This window comes from Delftia sp. RIT313 (assembly GCF_000632165.1).
Taxonomy (GTDB): Bacteria; Pseudomonadota; Gammaproteobacteria; order Burkholderiales; family Burkholderiaceae_C; genus Comamonas; species Comamonas acidovorans.
The window spans coordinates 1-21,438 of record NZ_JFYT01000093.1; the positions used below are offsets into that span (position 1 = coordinate 1).

At 68.2% G+C, this 21,438-nt stretch carries 16 protein-coding genes; 7 read left to right on the plus strand and 9 right to left on the minus strand.

What is annotated here, in order from left to right; genetic code table 11:
• On the plus strand, window positions 1-816 hold an 816-nt coding region (locus BW39_RS26530; protein ID WP_233630779.1), incomplete at its 5' end, for a sensor histidine kinase.
• A 25-nt stretch (window positions 817-841) separates the two neighbouring features.
• Here BW39_RS26530 and BW39_RS26535 read toward each other — a convergent pair.
• Together BW39_RS26535 and BW39_RS26540 are read right to left on the minus strand one after the other, a co-directional pair.
• A complete protein-coding gene (locus BW39_RS26535; protein WP_043825154.1) occupies window positions 842-2,002 on the minus strand; it encodes a sensor domain-containing diguanylate cyclase in 1,161 nt (386 codons plus the stop codon).
• 217 nt (window positions 2,003-2,219) lie between these two features.
• Window positions 2,220-2,735, minus strand: a complete 516-nt coding sequence (locus BW39_RS26540) for an Lrp/AsnC family transcriptional regulator (protein WP_012207697.1) — start codon at window positions 2,733-2,735, stop codon at window positions 2,220-2,222.
• Window positions 2,736-2,872: 137 nt separating this feature from the next.
• Between BW39_RS26540 and glmS the strand changes: the two genes are divergently transcribed.
• The 3 genes from glmS (at window position 2,873) to BW39_RS26555 (ending at window position 6,600) form a co-directional block, all read left to right on the plus strand.
• Entirely contained in the window at window positions 2,873-4,792 is a 1,920-nt protein-coding gene (glmS, locus tag BW39_RS26545; RefSeq protein WP_043825155.1) for a glutamine--fructose-6-phosphate transaminase (isomerizing), read from the plus strand.
• Between the two features lie 257 nt (window positions 4,793-5,049).
• Entirely contained in the window at window positions 5,050-5,208 is a 159-nt protein-coding gene (locus BW39_RS31785; protein WP_016448437.1) for a hypothetical protein, read from the plus strand.
• A gap of 345 nt (window positions 5,209-5,553) precedes the next feature.
• Window positions 5,554-6,600 carry a hypothetical protein gene (locus BW39_RS26555; protein ID WP_043825159.1) on the plus strand — a complete coding sequence of 349 codons (1,047 nt, stop codon included), beginning with the start codon at window positions 5,554-5,556 and terminating at the stop codon, window positions 6,598-6,600.
• A 90-nt stretch (window positions 6,601-6,690) separates the two neighbouring features.
• Here BW39_RS26555 and BW39_RS26560 read toward each other — a convergent pair whose 3' ends face one another.
• The 7 genes from BW39_RS26560 to BW39_RS26590 form a co-directional block, all read right to left on the minus strand.
• A complete protein-coding gene (locus tag BW39_RS26560; protein WP_052155437.1) occupies window positions 6,691-8,808 on the minus strand; it encodes a TonB-dependent siderophore receptor in 2,118 nt (705 codons plus the stop codon).
• Between the two features lie 170 nt (window positions 8,809-8,978).
• Window positions 8,979-11,462, minus strand: coding sequence for a TonB-dependent siderophore receptor (locus tag BW39_RS26565; protein ID WP_043825161.1), 2,484 nt, complete (start codon window positions 11,460-11,462; stop codon window positions 8,979-8,981).
• Window positions 11,463-11,604: 142 nt separating this feature from the next.
• Window positions 11,605-12,666 carry a FecR domain-containing protein gene (locus BW39_RS26570; RefSeq protein ID WP_052155438.1) on the minus strand — a complete coding sequence of 354 codons (1,062 nt, stop codon included), beginning with the start codon at window positions 12,664-12,666 and terminating at the stop codon, window positions 11,605-11,607.
• Window positions 12,663-13,178 (minus strand): sigma-70 family RNA polymerase sigma factor, encoded by a 516-nt coding sequence (locus BW39_RS26575; protein WP_012207690.1) that lies wholly within the window; start codon window positions 13,176-13,178, stop codon window positions 12,663-12,665. Before BW39_RS26575 ends, BW39_RS26570 begins: the two co-directional genes overlap by 4 nt.
• Before the next feature lie 103 nt (window positions 13,179-13,281).
• Window positions 13,282-15,351: an IPT/TIG domain-containing protein gene (locus BW39_RS32095; RefSeq protein ID WP_268749028.1), complete on the minus strand. Its 2,070-nt coding sequence runs from the start codon at window positions 15,349-15,351 to the stop codon at window positions 13,282-13,284.
• A gap of 673 nt (window positions 15,352-16,024) precedes the next feature.
• Window positions 16,025-17,086, minus strand: a complete 1,062-nt coding sequence (locus BW39_RS26585; protein WP_043825163.1) for a helix-turn-helix domain-containing protein — start codon at window positions 17,084-17,086, stop codon at window positions 16,025-16,027.
• Between the two features lie 221 nt (window positions 17,087-17,307).
• Complete coding sequence (locus tag BW39_RS26590; protein ID WP_034397292.1) at window positions 17,308-17,946, minus strand: TetR/AcrR family transcriptional regulator; 639 nt, start codon at window positions 17,944-17,946, stop codon at window positions 17,308-17,310.
• Between the two features lie 140 nt (window positions 17,947-18,086).
• Here BW39_RS26590 and BW39_RS26595 point away from each other — a divergent pair, with 140 nt between their 5' ends.
• The 3 genes from BW39_RS26595 to BW39_RS26605 form a co-directional block, all read left to right on the plus strand.
• Entirely contained in the window at window positions 18,087-19,433 is a 1,347-nt protein-coding gene (locus tag BW39_RS26595; protein ID WP_043825165.1) for an NAD(P)/FAD-dependent oxidoreductase, read from the plus strand.
• On the plus strand, window positions 19,430-20,182 hold the full coding sequence (locus BW39_RS26600) for a DUF1365 domain-containing protein (protein ID WP_013800469.1): 753 nt from the start codon (window positions 19,430-19,432) through the stop codon (window positions 20,180-20,182). Before BW39_RS26595 ends, BW39_RS26600 begins: the two co-directional genes overlap by 4 nt.
• Window positions 20,179-21,438: SAM-dependent methyltransferase (locus tag BW39_RS26605; RefSeq protein WP_043825166.1), on the plus strand; the 1,260-nt coding region annotated here is incomplete at its 3' end. The genes BW39_RS26600 and BW39_RS26605, both read left to right, overlap by 4 nt.

The following is a 21,438-nucleotide window of genomic DNA, read 5'->3' on the forward strand; positions in this document are numbered from 1 at the left end:
GACCTGCAGGGCCCTCCCCGCACGCTGCAGGACGCGCTGGAGCGCCTGGCCCAGCGCGAGCAGGAACTGCAGGCCCTGCGCGCCGCGCAGCAGGAATGGCTGCATGCGGTGTCGCACGACCTGCGCGCGCCGCTGCGCCATGTGCTGTCCTTCGGCCCCCTGGTCGATGAGCTGCTGTCGCAGGCCGCGCCTTCACCGCAGGAGCTGCAGGAGGCGCGCGGCTTCCTGCAGACCATGGACCAGTCGGCGCGCCGCATGGGCGGCATGCTCGACGGCCTGCTGGCCCTGTCGCGCGCCGCGCGCACGCCCATGCAGTGGCAGCCCGTCGCCTTGCAGGAGCTGCTGGAGCAGGCGCGCACGGCGGTGCTGGCGCAGCCGCGCTGGGCGGCCTGCGGCGCGGCGGCGCGGCTGCAATGGAGCCTGCCGCAGCAAAGTCCCGCCGTGCGTGCCGACGCGGCCCTGCTGCGCCAGGTGCTGGAGGCGCTGCTGGACAACGCCGTCAAGTTCACCCGGCCCGTGGACCAGCCGCGCATTGCCATCGATGTGGAACGCCATGCCGACGGCGGCATCACGCTCAGCGTGACGGACAACGGCGTGGGGTTCGATCCCTCGCGTGCGGGAGCGCTGTTCGGCATCTTCCAGCGCATGCACCGCGAATCCGAGTTCCCCGGCCTGGGCACGGGCCTGGCCCTGGTGCGCGGCGTGATGCGCCGCCACGGCGGCGAGGCCACCATCCGCGCCACGCCCGCGGGCGGCTGCTGCGTTTGTCTGAACTGGCCCGGCGGCGAAGTGCGGCGCGCCGATCGCGGGCTCTGAGACCGCCTGCCGCTGGCGCCTGCCCTCAGATCAGCGTGTCGTCCGGCTCGGGCTGGTGCGTGGGGCGGGAGTCCCTGGTGTCCGGGCCCATGTCGGAGCCAGTATCGGGGTCTGTGTCCGAGCCTGTTCCCGCCCGGGCAGGCGCGCTGCCGGCCATCAGCGGCGCGGCGGGAATCACCTGGTCGCGCCCGGCATCCTTGGCGCTGTAGAGCGCGCTGTCGGCCGCATTGATCCAGTCCTTGACCGACAGAAAGCTCGGGTCCGCCGCCGCCACGCCAATGCTGGCGCTCACGCGCAGCTGGGGATGCTCGCGCACGCGCAGCTGGCTCAACTGGTTGCGTATGCGCAGCGCCACCGCATAGGCGTCGTCCAGCTGGGTGTGCATGCACAGCACGGCGAACTCGTCACCGCCATAGCGGCCCGCCGCGTCGTGCGAGCGCAGGCAGTGCCGGATGGTCAGGCCTATGGCCTGCAGCACCTCGTCGCCCACGGTGTGGCCAAAGCTGTCGTTGATGCGCTTGAAGTGGTCTATGTCCACGATCAGCAGGCAGGCCGAGGCCTGCGTCTGCCGGTAATCGCGCAGCGCGGCGCGGGCCTTTTGCCACCAGTAGTCCCGGCTGTACAGCGTGGTCAGCGGGTCGATGCGGCTGAGCACCTGCAGCTTCACGTTCTGGCGCGCCAGCTTGCGCACCAGCTGGCGCGTGGACCAGCTGGAGAACACGCTGTGCAGCAGGAGCAGGGGCAGCATGCTCAGCTGAACGGCCAGGCTGGCCTCCCAGTCGGGCACGGGCCGCAGCAGCAGGGCCACCAGCGCGGCGGCCAGCAAGGTGGCCACCAGCGATTGCAGCCAGCCGTCGCGCGTGGCCGTGTGGTTGCGGTCGGCAATGCTGATGGCCAGCAGCGCAATGCTGGGCAATGCGCAGAAATGCATCACGGGAATCCAGCTGCCGATGATCAGCGCGTCTATCTGCAGATTGGCGTGTTCGGCGCGGTGGCTGTCACGGCTGTGGCGGGCGTGCAAAAAGGCGATGTGCGGCCAGACCAGGGCGCTCACCAGCACAAAGCCCCAGACCGCCGGGCTGGCGCCCATCTCGGTCATGGCCGTGCCCACGACGAGGCCGCCCAATGCCATGCTGGAGACGCGCAAGGGGTAGGTTCGGCGATGGATGCGCTGGCGCAAGGACATGGCGGTGCGAGCCGAGTGCGCGCCGATTGCCTAGCGCGTCAGAAAGTGTTGTTGCATCAATTTGTATCATTGTCCCCGTGCGTGCGCAACGCCTTAAAGTTTAACGTTGCCCAAAGTTGGCGTTCGGGACACATTGCAGGCCTGTTGTCCTACGCGGGCCCGATGCAGCGTAGCTTCCTGATGAGCACAAATACTCACAAAATCAAGGCTCCTGGCCTCATTCGGCGGCTGTTCCGGGATTTGTGGACGGCAGCGGCATGGCGGTGGAAAACTTGGCGCGCTTGACGCTGAAAAAACTCTTGACATTGCGCACGTTGGCGTCGCCCGTGAATAGCGCGCGGCTCAGCTCCAGGTAGGCCGGCATGTCGGGCGCGGCCACCACGAGGATGAAATCAGGCCCGGCCGACACGCGCCAGCACTGCTGCACGGCGTCCAGCGCCACGGCGCGGCGCTCGAAGCTGTCCAGCGAATCACTGTCCTGGCGGTCCAGCGAGACTTCCACGATGGCCTGCAGCCCGTGGCCCAGGGCGGCGGCCAGGCGTTCCGGCTGGAGGATGGCCACCTGCCGCTCGATCAGCCCGGTCTCCTGCAACCGCCGCACGCGGCGCAGGCAGGTGGGCGGCGACAGCTGCAGCAGCGCGGCCAGGGCCTGGTTGCTGCGGCTGGCATCGACCTGCAGCAATTGCAGCAACCGCAGATCGGTGGCGTCCAGTTCTATGGAATTTTGTGTCATTGAATTCTGTGAATTGAAATAATATTTCTTGTGCTGGTTTTGATGAAATATTAGTTCAATAGATAAAGAAATTTGGCGAGAAATTTCTTTTCAACCTGCGTAGCATCCGTCGTCATCTCGAAACAAGGAGCTTGTCCATGTGTGGCATCGTCGCAGCGGTTTCCTTCCGCGATATCGTCCCCGTCCTCGTCCAGGGCCTGCAGCGCCTGGAATATCGCGGCTATGACTCCTGCGGCGTGGCCGTGCAGGCGCTGGACGCCCAGGGCGTGCACAGCCAGGGCCTGCAGCGCGCCCGTTCCACGGCGCGCGTGGCCGAACTCATGGCCCAGGTGCAGCAGGACAAGGTCATCGGCCACACCGGCATTGCCCACACGCGCTGGGCCACGCATGGCGAGCCGGCCGTGCGCAACGCCCATCCGCATTTCAGCCACGGCCCCGGCGTCTCGCCCGTGGCCGATGCCGACCAGCCGGCCCGCGTGGCCCTGGTGCACAACGGCATCATCGAAAACTACGAAGCCCTGCGCGCCGAGCTGCAGTCCAAGGGCTATGTCTTCGCCAGCCAGACCGATACCGAGGTCATCGCCCACCTGGTGGACAGCCTCTACGGCGGTGATCTGTTCGAGGCAGTGCAGGCCGCCACGCAGCGGCTGCATGGTGCCTTCGCCATCGCCGTCATGCACAAGGACGAGCCGCAGCGCGTGGTGGGCTCGCGCGCCGGCTCGCCGCTGATCCTGGGCGTGGGCCAGGATGGCTCCGAACACTTCCTGGCCAGCGACGCCATGGCCCTGGCCGGCGTGACCGACCAGATCGTCTACCTGGAAGAGGGCGACATCGTTGACCTGCAGCCCGGCCGCTACTGGCTGGTGGGCAAGGGCGGCGAGCGCCTGGCGCCCGAGCAGCGCCCCGTGCGCACCGTGCACGCCCACAGCGGCGCGGCCGAGCTGGGTCCCTACCGCCACTACATGCAAAAGGAAATCTTCGAGCAGCCGCGCGCCATTGCCGACACGCTGGAAGGCGTGCAGGCCATCGTGCCCGAGCTGTTCGACGGCGTGGCCTCGGACGGCAAGGCCGGCGCCTCGGCCTGGCGCGTGTTCAAGGAAATCGACCGCGTGCTCATCCTGGCCTGCGGCACCAGCTACTACAGCGGCTGCACGGCCAAGTACTGGATCGAAGCGCTGGCCGGCCTGCCCTGCAGCGTGGAAGTGGCCAGCGAGTACCGCTACCGCACCAGCGTTCCCCATCCCAAGACCCTTGTCGTCACCATCAGCCAGTCGGGCGAGACCGCCGACACCCTGGCCGCGCTGCGCCATGCCCAGAACCTGGGCATGAAGCACACGCTGACTGTCTGCAACGTGGCCACCAGTGCCATGGTGCGCGAATGCGAGCTGGCCTACATCACGCGCGCCGGCGTGGAGATCGGCGTGGCCTCCACCAAGGCCTTCACCACCCAGCTGGCAGGCCTGTTCCTGCTTACCCTGGCCCTGGCCCAGTCGCAAGGGCGCCTGAGCGAGGAAAAGGAGCAGCAGTACCTTGCCGCCATGCGCCACCTGCCCGTGGCCCTGCAATCGGTGCTGGCGCTGGAGCCCCAGGTCATCAGCTGGTCCGAGGACTTCGCCAAGCGCGAGAACGCGCTCTTCCTGGGCCGTGGTATCCACTACCCGATTGCGCTGGAAGGCGCGCTCAAGCTCAAGGAAATCAGCTACATCCACGCCGAGGCCTATCCGGCGGGCGAGCTCAAGCACGGCCCGCTGGCCCTGGTGGACAGCGCCATGCCCGTGGTCACGGTCGCGCCCAACGACGAGCTGCTGGAAAAGCTCAAGAGCAACATGCAGGAAGTGCGCGCGCGCGGCGGCGTGCTCTACGTGCTGGCCGATGCCAAGACCAACATCGAAAGCAGCGAAGGCATGCACGTCATCCGCATGCCCGAGAACTACGGCGCCCTGAGCCCCATCCTGCACGTGGTCCCGCTGCAGCTGCTGGCCTACCACACGGCCTGCGCACGCGGCACCGACGTGGACAAGCCGCGCAATCTGGCCAAGAGCGTGACGGTGGAGTGAGGCAGAGGGCCGGGGGCGGCAAGGCACAGGTCTTGACCTGCCCTCGTCCTTCGTTGCCCCTGTGCGAAATGTCCGTCGGACACCCGGCGGCTGGCCTACCTGCGGTGTCGCAACATGGGGCTGCGCACGCTCTGGCCGGTCCTACGGCTGAGCCGCATGCTTGGTCCCACACTGGTTACCAGCGCAGTGCATATCTGCGCTGCAGTCGGGCGCTTCGTTTGACGCGCCTCTTTGACCACCATGTGAAGGAGATACCCATGGCTCAGCAAAACGACCAGCAACAGCAGCAGCAAAACAACCCGCAGCAGCAGAACCCGAACCAGCAAAACCCGGGTCAACAGCAGCAGGACAACCCCCAGCACAAGCAACCTGGCCAGAACCAGCCAGGCCAGCAGCAGCCCAATCAGCCCCGCTGACGGGCTGGGCGGCGTTCCGTTTGACGTGAGGATGGAACCATGAAACAGCTTCTTCCCACGAGAGGCCCGCTGCATCCGGTCCATGTTCCCATGCAGATGGGGCAACCCATCACGGACAGGAACTACAGCCAGATGCAGTGCAAGGCGAACGTCCGCCAACAAGGGCAGCCTTTGCGCCAGCCACAGCAACGCTGATTGATCGCAGCCAGCGCTGGTGCAGCGCTCCCTGGAACCGGCCGCCTTCGGGCGGCTTTTCCGTGTCGAGGGCCTGCCCCTGGCAGGGGCCGCCGGAGATCTCCCCGCAAAATGACGCCTTTCCAGCATCAACCCCCAAGGATTTCAACGATGACACTGCAGCGCCCCTGCTTCGTTTTGCCGACCCTGGTGCTCGCCCTGGGATTGTCAGGGTGTGCCGCGCCGCCTTCCAGCGGGCAGCTTGAGAAGGAGGAAGCGGAGCAGGCAAAGGCGCTGTGGGTGATCAGCGAAGCCTTGAAGGCCAACATGGCCGTGGTGCTGGTGGCTGATCTGACGCCGCACAAGTCGCTGGCCGACGCCGATGGCATGTCGAAGTGGACTCCCAACGTGGTCTGGACCCATGAGGACAAGCCGGAGATCGTGTTTGGCCGCAAGTTCCAGAACAACGCGCTGCAGCGCGACCCCAAGACCACCTATCTGTTCAAGGCCTTCGAGGTCCATGTGCTGCCGCCGGGCAAGTACCTGATGACGGGGGGTGACGACTACCGGCTCAATGCCCAGCTTGACCAGCTGGGCGCCAAGGCCGGGGCCGCCGGCTCAGGCCGCGGCACCCTTGGAACGGCCACGTTGTCGCCGGAAACCTATCGCCAGTTCTATACCGAGATGAACTGGAAGGAGGGCACGACGCACTCGCAAAGCCGGATCGAGAAGTACTGCACCACGGTGCACCGCGCCTCGGGCAATTGCGTGGCCTGGGGCGAGCGCATGGTCACCGACAGCACGCCGGGCATGGCGGCGGGCTACTACCAGGACACGGATTCGCGCGACGTTCCCGCACTCAAGGTCCAGGTGCGCGTGCCGCCCAGGCAGGCGCTGGCCAGCTTCACGCTGGAGGGCGGCCAACTGGTGCTGAGCCAGCGTTCGCACCTGAAGACGCCCAGCTACCAGTTCCGCCAGGCAGGCTGCCGCAAGGTGGCGGCCGAGAAGGTGGAATGCCCGCTGGAAGACTTCACCGTCCACACACTGCCGCCGCCCATGGAGTTCACGCGCAACTATCTGGCCACGCGCGCCAATCTCAACGCCGAGCAGGAAAAGCTGATGGCACGCCTGGTGCCCATGCAGGTCACCACGCTGGGCCGCCAGGGCGCGGCCGACCCGGTCTGGGGCACGCCGATCTCGCTGCGCAAGGGGCCATGAAGCCGGGGCGCAGCCGGCGCCCGCCTATCGGCGCCGCCGGGTTGCGCACCTTCGCTGAAAGGCTCGCATGCTTGAAGGAGCCAGCCAGCCTCAGTACTTGAACCTGGCACTCACCATCAGCGTGCGCGGGCTGCCGAAGCTCAGCAGCTGCGCGTTCGGCGTGGTGCCCTGGACGTAGTCCTTGTCCAGCAGGTTCTTGATGGCCAGGCTCAGGCCCCATGACTTCGCTTCATAGCCCACGTTGAGGTCGAGCAGGGTGTACTTGGCCAGGTTGACGAAGGCCGTGCCGCGCTGCGCCGTGCGGGCGCCCTGCATGCGCAGGCCTGCGCCCATGTTCCAGCCCAGGCGGTCGGGGTTGAAGTAGTACTGCGTGAAGACGGAGCCCGCGTTCTTGGGCACATGGTTGATGCGCTTGCCGATTTCGCTGGCCGTCAGGCTTTGGGAGGTCCGGGCCGAGGGGATGTAGCTGTAGGCGGCCGAGACATTCCATTGCCGCGTCAGCGAGGCGGCGATTTCCGCTTCGAAACCCTTGGTGGTCTGCTCGCCGGTCTGGACGGCGTAGCCCAGGGTGGCGTCGTTCTCGGTGACGTTCTTGCGCCGCAGGTCATACACCGCCAGATAGCCTTGCACGCGCCGGTCAAGGGCCTGGAATTTCACGCCCAGCTCGGTCTGCTTGCCTTCCTCGGGATTGAGCAGCGTGCCGTTGATGCCGGCATCCGTCACGGGCATGAAGGAGGTGGAGTAGCTGACGTAGGGTGCCAGGAACTCGCTGGCCTGGTACATCAGCGAGGCACTGCCCGTGAAGGCGGTGTTGCTGTTGCTGACGGAGCCGCCGGCCAGCCTGTCCTGGATTTCCACGCGCGTCCAGTCATGGCGACCATTCAGGCCGACGATCCATTTCTCGTCGATCTTGATGGTGTTGCGCAGGTACAGGCCCACGTACTGGCTGTAGGTCAGGTTGTGCGAGGGCTTGCCCTCCTTGATGGAGGTGACGCCATAGACCGGGTTGTCGGCGTTGAAGGGGTTGATGTTGTCCACGCGCTGGTAGTAGTCGCTGCGCTCTCGCATCATGTCGATGCCGGCGGTCAGCTCGTAGTTCACGCGATCAAACTTGAAGTTGCGCTGCAGGTAGTTGTCCAGGGCGATGTTGACGTCCTGCTTGTCCTGGTAGTTGATCTGGCGCGCCACCAGGGGGAACTTGGCATTGGCCGCCGCAAAGACCGAGTTGCTCAGGCTGCTGCCCTTGGTAAGCGCGAAGTTCTGGCGGAACACCCATTCGTTGTCGAAGTAGTGCGCGTAGTTGGCGCCCAGGCGGTAGGAGTCCACCTCGTAGCTGCGGTCGGGTTCGCCGATGAAGACATTGCGCCCGTACTTCTCGTAGTTCTGCGGAATGCCCTGGTTGCGGATGTAGTTGCGGTGCTGGTAGCTGGCGATGACGGACAGCTCGTTCCTGCCGTCCAGGTCGAAGTTGTACGAGCCCGCCAGGTACTGGTTCTTGAAGTAGACGTAGTCCGTGGGATCGTTCTGGTCGGACGCGCGGCCCACGATGCGGAAGGCGCCCTTGTGGCTTGCGTCGGGCGAGTAGTTCAGGTCGAAATTGGCCTCCTTCAATCCATAGCTGCCCACGCTGATGCCGGCGCGCGAGAACGACTCGGCCTGCGGGCGCTTGGTGGTCAGGTTGACCAGGCCTCCCGGCAGGGCCAGGCCGAAGCCCACCGAGGTGGGGCCCTTGACCACTTCGATGGAGCCGATGCCGAAGATGTCCTCGGAGCGCAGCACATTGGTGGAGGTCTGCGCCCGCAGGCCGTCCACATAGGTTTGCGCGCTGGAGATCTGGCCGCGGATGATGAAGTCATCCCAGCCGCGCCGGCCGTACGAGCCGGACGCAACACCGGCCACGCTCTCCAGCGCCTCGGCCACGGACCTGACCTGTTTTTCCTCGATCTGGCGCTGGGTCACCACGCTGATGGACTGCGCGGTCTCGAACAGCGGCGCATCGGAGCGCAGCACACCCGTGGTTTTGCGGGCGACGAAGTTGTCTTCGTTGTTCTGCTGCTTCTCGGCCTGGATCTGCACGGTTTCCAGTTGCGTGGACGGTGCGTCGGCAGCCTGGGAGAAGGCCATCACGGGGATGGCAGCCAGGGCAAGGCACAGGCAGGAGCGGGGCATGCCGGCAATGGTGGGGAGGGTGTGGAAGGAGGAAGGCATGCGCAATGACCAGTCAATAGAGGAAAAAAGCGTTTGGCGGGGCGTTCGGCGAGGCGATAAGCGGCGGAGATAAGTTCATGGAGGTGATGCGTGATGCGCGGCATCGCATGCGGCTGCGGGCCGGGACAGACACAGAAAAAGGAAAGGCCGGGGGCCGGGCTGGCGCCCGCTCAGAACTCGACCGTGGCGCGCAGCAGCACCTGGCGCGCGTCGCCCATCGAGATGAAGTAGGTGTTGGCGCTCGACGGGTAGTAGGTGCGGTCGAACAGGTTCTTCACGTTGAGCTGAAAGCGCGTCCTGTAGCCGTTGATCCGCGTGTCATACGTGGCAAAGGCATGGGCCACGGTGTAGCCCGGCAGCCAGAAGGAGTTGGCCGAGTCGCCGGGCCGCCTGCCCACGTACTGCAGGCCGCCGCCCACGCGCAGCCGGCCCTCGCCCAGCACATCGTCCAGCACACCGCCCAGGACCTGGCCAAAGTCGTACACGGCCGACAGCGAGGCCGTCTGCCGCGCCACGTTCCACAGCTGGTTGCCCTGGTAGAGCGGGTCCTGCGTGGTCTTGGCATCCACATAGGCAAAGGCCGCGATGGCGCTCCAGTGGCGGCCCAGCTCGCCGGCCACATCCACCTCCAGCCCGCGCGATCGCGCCGCGCCCGAGGTGCGCCAGTCGGTCAGCTTGGTGGCGTCGTTGAACTGGGAGACCAGCACGTTCTTCTTGCGGATGTCGAACAGCGCCAGCGTGCCGGTGAGCTGCCCTGGCAGGTCCAGCTTGGCGCCGGCTTCCCAGGACCGGGCCTCCTCGGGCGCCACGCCCGAGTCGATCACGGTGCCGCTGGCCAGCGGCGCGATGGTGGAGGTGGGCCTGAGCGATTGCGAGTAGTTGCCGTAGAGCGACAGGCCGTTTGCCAGTTGGTAGACCAGGCCGGCGCGCGGCAGCCAGGCCGTGCCGTCGGCCTGGGTGTTGGCCTTGAACGGGCGGCCCCGGCCGGCGGTCTGGCGCCAGGTCTGGTAGCGCAGGCCGGTGGTCAGCACCCAGCGGTCGCCCAGGTGGATGGCGTCCTGCAGGAACAGCGACTGGTTGTGCAGCTGGTCCCTCTGGTCGCTGTCGCTGGCCGAGACGGTGGCCGATGGCTGCTCCAGCCCGTAGACGGGATTGGTGTAGCTGAAGGTGGAGGTGACGGCCTGGCGCAGCAGGTCGGAGCGGTAGATCAGCCGGTACTCGGCATCGGCGCCGAACTGCAGGTCATGGCGCAGGCCGGCCAGCTGCACGCTGCCGTCCACATAGGCAGAGCCATAGCTGTCGGTGCTGAGTGCGCCGTGCGTGGCGTCGTTGCTGCGCTGCAGGGTGCCGCGCGCGGTGTTCACGCCGTTCACGCGCAGCTGGTTGGCGTCGTAGATCTCGCGGTTGTAGCTCAGGTTCAGGTGGGCGGCCCAGCCGCTGCCCAGGCGGTGGTCCACGGAGAGCTGGGCCAGGTGGGTCTCGCCCGTCATCTGGTTGAAGGGCTCGTCCAGCCGGCGCGTGGCGGGAAGGTCCAGCGGGCGCCGGGTGACCGGGTCCAGCGCCGTGCCGCGATCGAAGGGCGTCAGGTACTTGCGGTATTCGTACCAGAGCACGGCCTGCGTGTCGTCGCCATACCAGGCCAGCGACGGCGCCACCAGCGTCTCGCGGTGCTGGCCGAAGTTGCGCCAGTAGTCCTCGTCCACATGGTCGACGACCAGGCGGTAGGCCAGACCGTTCTCCCCGATGGGGCCCGTGGTGTCCAGCGTGGCGCCCGTGCCGTTGCGCCCGCCCGCGTAGCCCGAGCCCTGCAGCGACAGCGCCGTGCGCTGGCGCAGCTGCGGCTTCTTGCTGACCACGTTGATCACGCCGCCCGGGTCCATGAGGCCGTACAGCAGCGAGGACGGGCCCTTGATCACTTCCACGCTCTCGGCGGCGGCGTTCATGCCGCGCCCCTGCACCAGAGGCATGCCGTTGTGCATGACGGAGCCGTCGCGGTTGGTGCCGAAGCCGCGCTTCATGATGGTGTCCTGCGTGCTGGCCAGGGTGTTGCCCTGGGTGACGCCGCTGACGTTGGCCAGCGCCTCGTCCAGGTTGCGCGGGCGCTGGTCGCGGATCACCTGGGCCGGCACCACGTTGACCACCTGCGGGATCTGCAGCACGGGCGCCGTGGTGCGCAGGCTGGAGGCATCGGGCGTGGGCTGGTAGCGCTCGTCGGCATCGACCGGGGCAGGGGCCGCCCGGGCCACGACGCGCACGGCGGGCAGCTCGGTGGCGTCGGCCGCTGCAGCGCCGGCCGTTGCGGGCATGGCCGCCTTGCGCACGATGAATTCACCCGCGCCACCTTCCACCGCCTCCAGCCCGGAGCCCGCCAGGATGGCTGCAAAGCCCGCGCCCACGGTATAGCTGCCGCGCAGGCCGTCCGACTGCCGCTGGCGCGTGCTGGCCGGGTCATAGGACAGGGCCACGCCTGCGGCCGCCGCAAACTGGCCCAGCACCGAGGCCAGCGGGCCGGCCCCGATCTCATAGGCCCTGGCGGCCTGGCGGGTCTGCGCCAGGGGCTCGGCCGCATGGCCGGGGGCCGCACATGCCACCGCTGCAGCCAGCAGGCAGGTCAGCGCCGCGCGGGCGGGTGTCGGTGTGAAGGGCGTTTGCATTCGGGTTTCCTGGCCATGAACAGCGGTGAGACAAGGGCTTTCATGAAGGGAGCCGAACGAGATCGCAAAAGATGAAAATTGGCCGCGAAGTTTTTTGTGCGGCATGGGGAAATGGCTGACCCTGGCTGGTCCTGGGCTGGCCCTAGACGGGCACCAGGGTCAGCCAGTAGCGCGACAGGCCGGCCGCGCGCACCGGGAAGGCGCGCGTGATGACGGCCAGCGCCTTGTCCGTGTCGGCCAGCGGAAACACGCCGGACACGCGCAGGTCGGCCACGGCCGGGTCGCAGGCCAGGCGGCCGGGCCGGTAGCGTGCGAGTTCGCGCACCACGTCGTCCAGCCGCCAGCCGTCCACGATGAGGCTGCCGCCCACCCAGCTGACCAGGGCCGGGTCGGCGGCCTGGGCGGGCAGCATGCCGTTGCGGCTGAAGCTGGCCTGCTGGCCGGCCTGCAGCCGCAGGCTGCGGCTGGGGTCCTGCAGGGGCTGGATTTCCACGGCGTCCTGCAGCACGCTCACCACGGTGTCACCGCCCTCGCCACCCTCGCTGCGCACGGTGAAGCGCGTGCCCAGCGCCAGGATGCGGCCCTGCGGCGTGTGCACCATGAACGGGCGGCCATCCTTGGCGCCCGCGCCGGGCCCGGCCAGGGAATGGGCGGTTTGCACCAGGATCTCGCCCTCGCGCAGCACCAGCAGCCGGCGCGTGGGGTCCATGGACACATCCACCGAGGTCCGGGTGTTCAGCGTCAGCTCGGACCCGTCGGCCAGCGTGACGGTGCGGCGCTCGCCCGTGCCGGTGCGGTAGTCGGCCAGCCAGGAGCGCACGCCGCCCTGCCCGCCGGCCAGCTGCCATGACAGGCCCGCCACGGCCCCGCTGCCCACCAGTGCGCCGATGCCGCGCAGCACCCGGCGGCGGCTGCGCCGGCTGGCCTGCAGCGTGGAGGCGGCCAGATGGCCCGGCACGCGCTGCAGCATGGACTGCAGGGCGTCGAAATGCTGCCATGCGCGCTGGTGCTCGGGGTGGGACTCATGCCAGCGCTTCCAGGCGGCACGGTCGGCGTCGGTGGCATCGCCGGAGCACAGGCGCGCGTACCAAGCAATCGCTTCCTGGCGGATGCGGGCCTGTGCCTGGGCTGGGATGGTGGTGTGGGTGGGCGAGTGTGCAGCCGCGTCCACGGCGCTGTCGCTGTTCGAGGGCAAGGCCGTCATGCGCCGTCTGCCACGATGAGGTAGCAGTGTTCCAGCGCCTTGAGCATGTAGTTGTTGACGGTGCGCACGGTCACCTGCAGCCGGGCGGCGATCTGCGCATAGGTCAGGCCTTCGAGCTGCGAGAGGATGAAGGCCTGGCGCACGGCGGGCTTCATGCCGTCGAGCATGGCGTCGATGGCCACCAGGGCCTCCAGCACGATGGCCCGCGCCTCGGGCGAAGGCGCCTGCGGCTCGGGCAGGGCCGCCAGCGATTCCAGATAGGCCCGCTCCAGGGCCCGGCGCCGGTGAAAGTCCACCACCAGGCCGTGGGCGATGGTGGTCAGGTAGGCGCGGGGGTCCACCGGGTCCGCCCGCTCCTTGCGGCCGAGCAGGCGCACGAAGGTGTCGTGGGCCAGGTCGGCGGCATGGTGGGAACAGCCCAGTTTTCTGCGCAGCCAATCGCGCAGCCATCGGTGATGGTCACGATAGAGCGACTGGACCTCGTTGTGCAGCGCGAATTCGCCGGATGACATGCTGACCCCCACCATCGCAAGGAGGATCCCCTTGGCATCAATGACTCAATGCGATTGGTTCTCATTCTATCCGCTGGCGTGTGCAATGCCGGGGCGCCGGGGGCTATCCCCTTTTGCGATGTCGAAGGCCGCCTGCCACCAGGCCTGCAATGGCCAGGGACAGCAGTGCCAGTGAACCAGGTCCGGTGGCCGGCACGGTGGCCGGCGTGGCGGAGGCCGCGGGCACGGCGATCATGATGGGATCGTCGATGCTGCCGGGCGCGGGATCGTTGTCCCCGGTGACACGTGCGGTGGAGGTGCCATCGTTGTCGGTGACCGCAAACCCGATGTTCGTGCCGTTCACGCTTGCATCCCATGGCTGCCATTGCCCGTCCACCAGCTTGTAGAGCACGGCGCCCGGGGGCACCTGCCTGGGCAGCGTGAGCGCCACGCGGAGTGTTCCGCCGTTCGTGCAGCCGGTGGCCTTGAAGGCGATCTGGCCATACGGAAAGCCGAAGCCCGGGGGGGCGCCGCTGGACGGCGCTGCCGCATTCGTCGGCATGCCATCGAAGCCGCAGTCCGCGCCGGACAGGTGCATCGCCACGGTCCCTGCGGCAAGCTGCAATGAGGCCGAGTCCGCCTGGTAGCTGAACTGTGCCGTCGCGCTTGCGGGGCTGGTGCCCTCGGGGGTCGTTACCGAAACCGCCACGGTGCCCGGGGAACCCGCGGGAGCGGTGGCCGTGATCTGGGTGGCGCTGTCCACCGTGAAGCCCGTGGCTTGGACCGCGCCAAACCGGACCGCGGTTGCTCCCGTGAAGTCACTGCCGGACAGGATCACCGAACTGCCTCCCGAGGCTGGGCCGCGTTGCGTGGACAGGCCCGTGATGGCGGGAGCGCCCGCATAGCTGAACCGGGCCGAGCCCGTGACCGCAGAAGTGCCGCCGGGACTGGTCACCGTCAGATCGACGGTCCCGCTGCCGGGGGGTGAAATCGCGGTGAGCTGCGTATCGCTGAGCACCGAAACGCCGCTGGCGTATTGATGGCCGAATTTCACCGTGCTGGCGGCGCTCAGGTGGATTCCGGTGAGGGTGACCTGTGTGCCTCCCGCGCTCGGGCCCGTCGTCGGGGCCAGCGAGGCGACGGTCGGTGCCTCGGCATAGGTGAAACGGTCCCCGGCGCTGGCGGCGGAGGTGCCGCCGATGGTGGCCACGGTGACATCGACGGTGCTGGCGGCGCCCGCAGGCGCCATGGCGGTGATCTGCGTGTCGCTGAGCACCGTGTAGGCGGCAGCGGCGGCGCCGAACCGCACGGCGCCGGTGGCCGGTGCCGCGGAAAATCCGGTGCCGGTAAGCGTGACCACGGTGCCGCCGGCCACTGGCCCCGCGGCGGGGCTGATGGCTGTGAGGGTGGGCGCGGCCACATAGGTGAACCGGTCGGCCGCGCTGGCGGCGGAAGTGCCGCCGACGGTGGCCACAGTGACATCGACGGTGCCGGCGGCGCCCGCGGGCGCCATGGCGGTGATCTGCGTGTCGCTGAGCACCGTGTAGGCGGCAGCGGCGGCGCTGAACCGCACGGCGCCGGTGGCCGGTGCCGCGGAAAAGCCGGTGCCGGTGAGCGTGACCGCGGTGCCGCCGGCCGTCGGCCCCGCGGCGGGGCTGATGGCGGTGAGGGTGGGCACGGCCACATAGGTGTACCGGTCGGCCGCGCTGGCGGCGGAAGTGCCGCCGACGGTGGCCACAGTGACATCGACGGTGCCGGCGGCGCCCGCGGGCGCCATGGCGGTGATTTGCGTGTCGCTGAGCACCGTGTAGGCGGCAGCGGCGGCGCCGAACCGCACGGCTCCCGTGGCCGGTGCTGCAGCGAATCCCGTGCCGATCAGGGTCACCGGGCTGCCCCCGGCGGTGGGGCCGGCCACGGGGCTGATGGCCGTGATGGCAGGGGCTGCCACATAGGTGAAGCTGCCGCTGGTGGATGCGCCATTGGCGGCGGTCATGAGTTTGATGCCCACGGCACCCGGTGAATGCGCAGGTGATGTCGCCGTGATCTGCGTGTCGCTATCCACCTGGAAGTGAAGCGCGTCCGTATCGCCGAACTGGACGCCGGTGGCGTCCAGAAATCCTGTGCCATCGAGCCTGACCGGCGTGCTTCCTGTGGCCGGGCCGGCAGAGGGAAGAATCTGGTTGACGGTCGGCATGGCAATGGCATCCACCTTGACCGCGAATAGATAGCCAAAGGCACTGGAGGATGCCCCGGGAATGACCTTGGGTCCGAGATAGATGCCGTATCCGGCGCTGCCACTGCAATTGCAGTCGAAGATGATGCGCACAGATGTGTTGGCATACGCAGGGTAGGCACCTGTGAACCTGTAGGTATCGCCGATGGTTTCCTGGTAATCGAGCTGTTGGCAGTTGGCAGAGGCGCTGTCGCAAAGTTTCAGTCGCGGGAATCCGCCGCCAAATACTTCAAAAATGCGAACGGATACATCGGAGATGATGACATTGGTTTCACCCGTCCTGAATTCCTGGTATCTGGGATAGCTGCCGTTCGCCCAGACATTGCCTGTGGCCGCATCGAGAGTGGACAGCAGTGTCCTGATCGTGGCCGCATGGGCACCGGACGCCGATAGAAGGATGGCAAGCAGTACCCATGAGATGGGCAGCCAACGCAGCGCATGGATGGAAAGATGCCTTCTGTTTTTTTCTGGCATGGTGTTCTTGGCTGTTGGATGTCGGGTGGATTGGGGACGGCCGGGCGCGGCCGCCATGCAGGCTGCAAACCGGGCGCGGCTGCCTGCGGCTATCTTGCGGGAGGGGTGGCCCGAAGGCTTGACCGCGCGTTGGTCCGCCGCTTGACCCAGCATCCGGCGCTCAGGCCATGAGCCCGAGAAGCCAGTCTGCGTATTCCACCGATGCCGCCGTGCTGGCGGCGGACGGTGACATGCGCGCCGCGTGCGCCGCCTCGGCCATGGCCCGCACATCGCTGGGCGTGTGGCTGAACGCGGCGCGGAAGGCGCGGCTGAAGTGCGCCTCGCTGGCAAAGCCCAGGCGTGCGGCCACCTCGGCAATGCGCAGGCGCCGGTAGGCGGGATTGGACAGCGTGTGGAAGGCCCGTTGCAGACGGCGCTGCTGCACATAGCGCATCACGCCGCCCAGGGGCTCGAAGAGGTGGTAGAGGCGGTGGCGCGAAATGCCGAAGCAGCGGCACAGTGCCTCGGGCGAGAGCGGCGTGCCCAGGTTCCGCGCGATATGGCGCTGGATGCGCTCCAGCGTGGCGGCATGCACCTCGGCGCGGGCTTCGGCCAGGGTGCGCTGGCTGGGGCGCAGGCAGGCGGCCAGCATTTGCAGGGTGGCGTGCACCACGTCATCGGCCTGCGCCGGGCCGATGGAGGGCAGGCGCCGGTGCAGTGCGCCCAGGTGGTCTGCCAGCAGGCCGCCGAACAGGCTGTCGGCGGCCAGCACGGTGCCGTGGGTGCCCGGGCCCGGGGACCCGCAGGCAGCCTCGCCCAGCCTGCGGGGAACGATCAGCGAGAGCACATGGGAGTCCTGGGCCACGGTGTGCTGGGTGCGGGCCATGTCGAAGACGACCACGTCACCGGCGCGGACCCGCAGTTCGCTGCCGTCGCCATGCTGGCCCACGAAACCCCCTGCGCGGTACCACTGCACCAGGTAGTGGTCCAGGCCGTCGTGGGCGGCGCGTGCCTGGCCGCGCGAGAAGCGCTGCGCGCCGAAGCGCAGGTCGCCCAGCAGCAATTGGCCCAGGTGGACCGCATGCACCGAGGCATGGAAGCGCCCTGGCGACGCGCCGCGCTCCAGCGGCGCCACGTCGAAAAGCACGGAGATGCTGCTGCGCCACGCCTCGAAGCGGTCTGCCTGCGCCAATTGGTCGGTGGCGAACGTCGTGCTGGGCAGGGCTGTGGCCGGGGGCTGCATTGCGAGGTATCAGCGCAGTAAAAGACAGGACCTGGCAGGACAATCCCGCACGGCGCGGGGTGTTGCCGTGGTCGCCAGGCCGCAACTATACAGGCGCGCCCGGCTGTGTTTCGCAGGAGTCGCGAAGGCGGCACGATGCGCAACAGAGAGCCCGCGGGGACCGGCTGCCGGCCATGCTGGAGACGGGTCGACGCATCGCAGCTGTCGCTGCGCGGCCTAGGTCAATCCGCCGCCGCCAGCCCGTCGAACGTGGTGCTCGTCACCCAGTCGATGATTTGCGCGTGCGTGTACTGGCCCGACTCCTTGAGCAGGGCCACCACCGGATCGCAGGCCCGCGCGAACAGCGTGTAGAGCACCAGCTCGGCCGGCAGCGCGGGCTGCAGCTGGCCGCTGGTCTGGGCCTCGGTGATCCAGATGCTCAGGCGGTTGCTCAGGGCGATCAGCCGGTCCATGTAGGCATCGTTGGATTGCAGGGAGGCGCTGAGGTTGGAGTTCTGCGCCGGCAGGGAGGGCATTTCGCCTTCCAGCTGGGTCTGCATGGCCCAGCATGTCACGGCCTTGAGCTGGTCCAGCGGGCGCACCGGCGTGCCGGCCTCGGCGGCCTGGGCCGCCGTGTCGCGCAGGCCGTCCACAAAGGCCAGGGCGCGGTCCAGCACGCCCACCATGGCGGCGCCCGCCAGTTCTTCCTTGGAGGTGAACAGCTTGTACAGGCTGGCCTTGGCCATGCCGGCCTCGGCCGCGACCTCGTCCACCGTCATGGCGTCGTAGCCCTTGGTGGCAAGCAGCCGGTTGACGGCCGCCACGATGGCCTGCTCGCGCACGCGCTGTATCTGTTCTTTGATGGAGGAGCGGCTAGTCATAGCGATATTTTAGACCTCGCAGGTCATATCTGATACCAAATAGTGCAAAGCGGGTATGTTTGGTTTATAGTTTGAACTCATCAGTTCACGATTTGGTCTTTGTGGTCTAGTCGGGCTGTTCAACCAAGAAGGGCGCCTCCATGCATCGCATTGCTGTCATCGGTTCGGGGATTGCGGGGCTGGCCGCAGCGAGCCGCCTGGCCGCTGCGCCGGGCGGGCCTGCCGTGACCTTGCTGGAGGCGGGCGGCCATTTCGGGGGGCACGCCAACACGGTGGACCTGACGCTGGGCGGCGTGAGCCAGGGCGTGGACACCGGCTTTCTGGTCTTCAACCACCGCACCTATCCGCTGCTGACGCGCTTGTTCGAGCAGCTGCAGGTGCCCACGGCTGCCGCCGAGATGTCGTTTTCCGTGCAGGTGCCTGAGGCCGATGGCCGCGCGGGCCTGGAATGGAGCGGCAGTTCGCTGGGCGGCGTGTTCGCGCAGCGGGGCAATCTGCTGCGCCCGCGCTTTCTGAAGATGCTGGCCGAGATCCTGCGCTTCAACCGCCTGGCCACGCGCATCGCCCAGGAAGGCGATGAAGCGCGGCTGCGCAGCGCCATCGGCGATTTTCTGGACGACCACGGCTTTGGCGCCGCCTTCCGTCAGGACTACCTGTTGCCCATGATGGGCTGCATCTGGTCCTGCCCCACCGACCAGATGCTGCGCTTTCCCGTGGCCACGCTGATCCGCTTTTGCCACAACCATGGACTGATCCAGGTCACGGACCGGCCGCAGTGGCACACGGTGCGCGGCGGCTCGCGCCAGTACGTGCGGCGCATGGTGGCCGCGCTGCTGAAGGACGGCCGCCACGAGGCGCGCCTGAATGCGCCCGTGCTGGGCCTGCGCCGCGCGGCGCACGGCGCGCTGCTGCAGACGGCGAACGGCACGGAGCCGTTCGACGCCGTGGTGCTGGCCTGCCACAGCGACCAGGCCCTGCGCCTGCTCGGCAGCGATGCCACGCCACAGGAGCGCAGCGTGCTGGGCGCCATCCGCTACCAGCCCAACCAGGCCGTTCTGCACACCGATGCCAGCGTGCTGCCGCGCAGGCAGGCGGCCTGGGCCGCCTGGAACTACGAACGTGCGGCCGACCCGGGGCGGGACCAGGCCGGCGTCTGCCTGCACTACCTGCTCAACCGCCTGCAGCCCCTGCCGTGGCAGCAGCCCGTGATGGTCTCGCTGAACCCGGTGCGCCCGATCGATGAAGGCCAGGTCCATGCGCGCATCGAGTACAGCCACCCGGTGTTCGACCTGGCGGCCATCGAGGCTCAGGGCCGCGTGGCCGGCGTGCAGGGCCAGCGCCGGACCTGGTTCTGCGGCGCATGGTGCGGCTACGGCTTTCACGAAGACGGCCTGCGCTCTGGCCTGGACGCGGCCGATGGACTGCTGCGCGCCCTGCCGGCCTTGCCCGTTCTGCCCGCCAGCGCGGCCTTCGAGGGGGTCGCATGACGGCCCGCCCCCTCATCGGCTTCGGCCATGTCTGGCACCGCCGCCTGCGGCCTGTCGAGCATGCCTTCCGCTATCCCGGCTACTTTCTGATGCTGCCGCTGCGCAGCCTGCGCACGCAGCCGGACGCCGCGCTGCGGCGCAACCGGCTGGGCTGGTTGAGCTTTCATGACAGCGACCATGGCGAAGGCGGCTGCGACGCACTGGCCTGGTTCGAGCAGCTGCTGCACAGCGAAGGCATAGCCGACGCCGATGGCGAGGTCTGGCTGCACACCTTCCCCCGCGTGCTGGGCTACGTGTTCAAGCCCGTGAGCTTTTGGTATGCGCACCGCGCCGACGGCTCGCTGGCCGCCGTGCTGGCCGAGGTCAACAACACCTTTGGCGAGCGCCATGCCTATCTGCTGGCGGGACCGGACCTGGACTGGGGCCGCGAGCAGGTGGCGCGCAAGCAATTCCATGTCTCGCCGTTCTGCGAGGTGCGCGGCGAGTACCGCTTCCGCTTCGAGCGCGGCGAAGACCGCACCCTGGCGCGCGTGGACCTGCACGACGAGGACGGCCCGCTGCTGCAGACCAGCGTGGGCGGCGTGCTGCACCCGCTCGACGGCGCCACCGTGCGCCGCGCCTTCTTCGGCACGCCCCTGATGACGTTGGGCGTGGTCGCCCGCATCCACTGGCATGCGCTGCGCCTTTGGGCCAAGCGCGTGCCTTTCCATGGCAAACCCTCCGAGCCCAAGCGCTTCGTCACACGATGAACACTACCGCCGCCCCCCTGCTGAGCCCCTCCGCGGCAGCGCCGCGCCGCACGCCTGCACGGGCGCGCCGGGTGCTGAACCTGCTCGAACGCCTGCCCCACGGGCAGCTGGACCTGGAGCAGCCCGATGGCCGCCTGCTGCACCTGCCCCGCCCGCCGTCGGGGGCTGCCGATGCGCATTGCGTGCTGCACGACTGGCAGGCGCTGGAGCGCACGCTCAAATCGGGCGACATCGGGCTGGCCGAAGGCTATATCGCCGGTGAGTGGGACAGCCCCGACCTGGCCGCCCTGCTGCGGCTGTGCATGGCCAACCGCGACCATGTGCAAAGCCTGGTCTATGGCAGCTGGTGGGGCCGGCTGGGCTACCGCCTGCGCCATCTGCTGCAGCGCAATACGCGGGCCGGCAGTGCCAGGAACATCCATGCCCATTACGACCTGGGCAATGATTTCTACCGCCTGTGGCTGGACCCGGGCATGAGCTACAGCGCGGCCTGGTTCCAGGGCCGCACGGGCCAAGCGCTGCGCAACGCGGACCTCCAGCAAGCCCAGCAGGCCAAGCTCAGGCGCACGCTGGACGAGGTGCGGCTGCAGCCCGGCCAGCGCCTGCTGGAAATCGGTTGCGGCTGGGGCGGGCTGGCCGAGGCGGCGGCGCAGGAGTTCGGCGCCCGGGTCACGGGCGTGACCCTGTCGCGCGAGCAACTGGTCTGGGGGCAGCAGCGCATGCAGCAGGCGGGCCTGGCCGACGCGGTGGAGCTGCGCTACCAGGACTACCGCGACCTGCCCGCGCGCCATGCGGGCGAGCCCTTCGATGCCATCGTCTCCATCGAGATGTTCGAGGCCGTGGGCCGCGAATACTGGCGCGGCTACTTCCAGACGCTGCGCGACTGCCTCAAGCCCGGGGGGCTGGCGTGCATACAGACCATCACGCTGCGCGAGGACCTGTTCGCGCGCTATCTGCGCTCCACCGACTTCATCCAGCAGTACATCTTCCCGGGCGGCCTGCTGCCCAGCATCCCCGCCTTCGAGCAGGAGGCGCGCCGCGCCGGCCTGGTGGTGGAGCGCCGCATGGCCTTCGGCCGCGACTATGCGGAAACGCTGCGGCGCTGGCGCCAGTCCTTCGAGGAGCGCCTGGAGGCCGTGCGTGCCCAGGGCTTTGACGAACGCTTCGTGCGCATCTGGACCTTCTACCTGGCCTACTGCGAGGCGGCCTTCGACACCGGCAACACCGATGTCGTCCAGTTCACGCTGCGCAAGCCC

What these genes read in the sequence shown, in the direction of transcription:
- BW39_RS26535 (WP_043825154.1), bottom strand. Translation starts at nt 2,002, where the DNA reads ATGTCCTTGCGCCAGCGCATCCATCGCCGAACCTACCCCTTGCGCGTC.
- BW39_RS26540 (WP_012207697.1), bottom strand. Translation starts at nt 2,735, where the DNA reads ATGACACAAAATTCCATAGAACTGGACGCCACCGATCTGCGGTTGCTG.
- glmS (WP_043825155.1), top strand. Translation starts at nt 2,873, where the DNA reads ATGTGTGGCATCGTCGCAGCGGTTTCCTTCCGCGATATCGTCCCCGTC.
- BW39_RS31785 (WP_016448437.1), top strand. Translation starts at nt 5,050, where the DNA reads ATGGCTCAGCAAAACGACCAGCAACAGCAGCAGCAAAACAACCCGCAG.
- BW39_RS26555 (WP_043825159.1), top strand. Translation starts at nt 5,554, where the DNA reads ATGACACTGCAGCGCCCCTGCTTCGTTTTGCCGACCCTGGTGCTCGCC.
- BW39_RS26560 (WP_052155437.1), bottom strand. Translation starts at nt 8,808, where the DNA reads ATGCCTTCCTCCTTCCACACCCTCCCCACCATTGCCGGCATGCCCCGC.
- BW39_RS26565 (WP_043825161.1), bottom strand. Translation starts at nt 11,462, where the DNA reads ATGCAAACGCCCTTCACACCGACACCCGCCCGCGCGGCGCTGACCTGC.
- BW39_RS26570 (WP_052155438.1), bottom strand. Translation starts at nt 12,666, where the DNA reads ATGACGGCCTTGCCCTCGAACAGCGACAGCGCCGTGGACGCGGCTGCA.
- BW39_RS26575 (WP_012207690.1), bottom strand. Translation starts at nt 13,178, where the DNA reads ATGTCATCCGGCGAATTCGCGCTGCACAACGAGGTCCAGTCGCTCTAT.
- BW39_RS32095 (WP_268749028.1), bottom strand. Translation starts at nt 15,351, where the DNA reads ATGCCGACCGTCAACCAGATTCTTCCCTCTGCCGGCCCGGCCACAGGA.
- BW39_RS26585 (WP_043825163.1), bottom strand. Translation starts at nt 17,086, where the DNA reads ATGCAGCCCCCGGCCACAGCCCTGCCCAGCACGACGTTCGCCACCGAC.
- BW39_RS26590 (WP_034397292.1), bottom strand. Translation starts at nt 17,946, where the DNA reads ATGACTAGCCGCTCCTCCATCAAAGAACAGATACAGCGCGTGCGCGAG.
- BW39_RS26595 (WP_043825165.1), top strand. Translation starts at nt 18,087, where the DNA reads ATGCATCGCATTGCTGTCATCGGTTCGGGGATTGCGGGGCTGGCCGCA.
- BW39_RS26600 (WP_013800469.1), top strand. Translation starts at nt 19,430, where the DNA reads ATGACGGCCCGCCCCCTCATCGGCTTCGGCCATGTCTGGCACCGCCGC.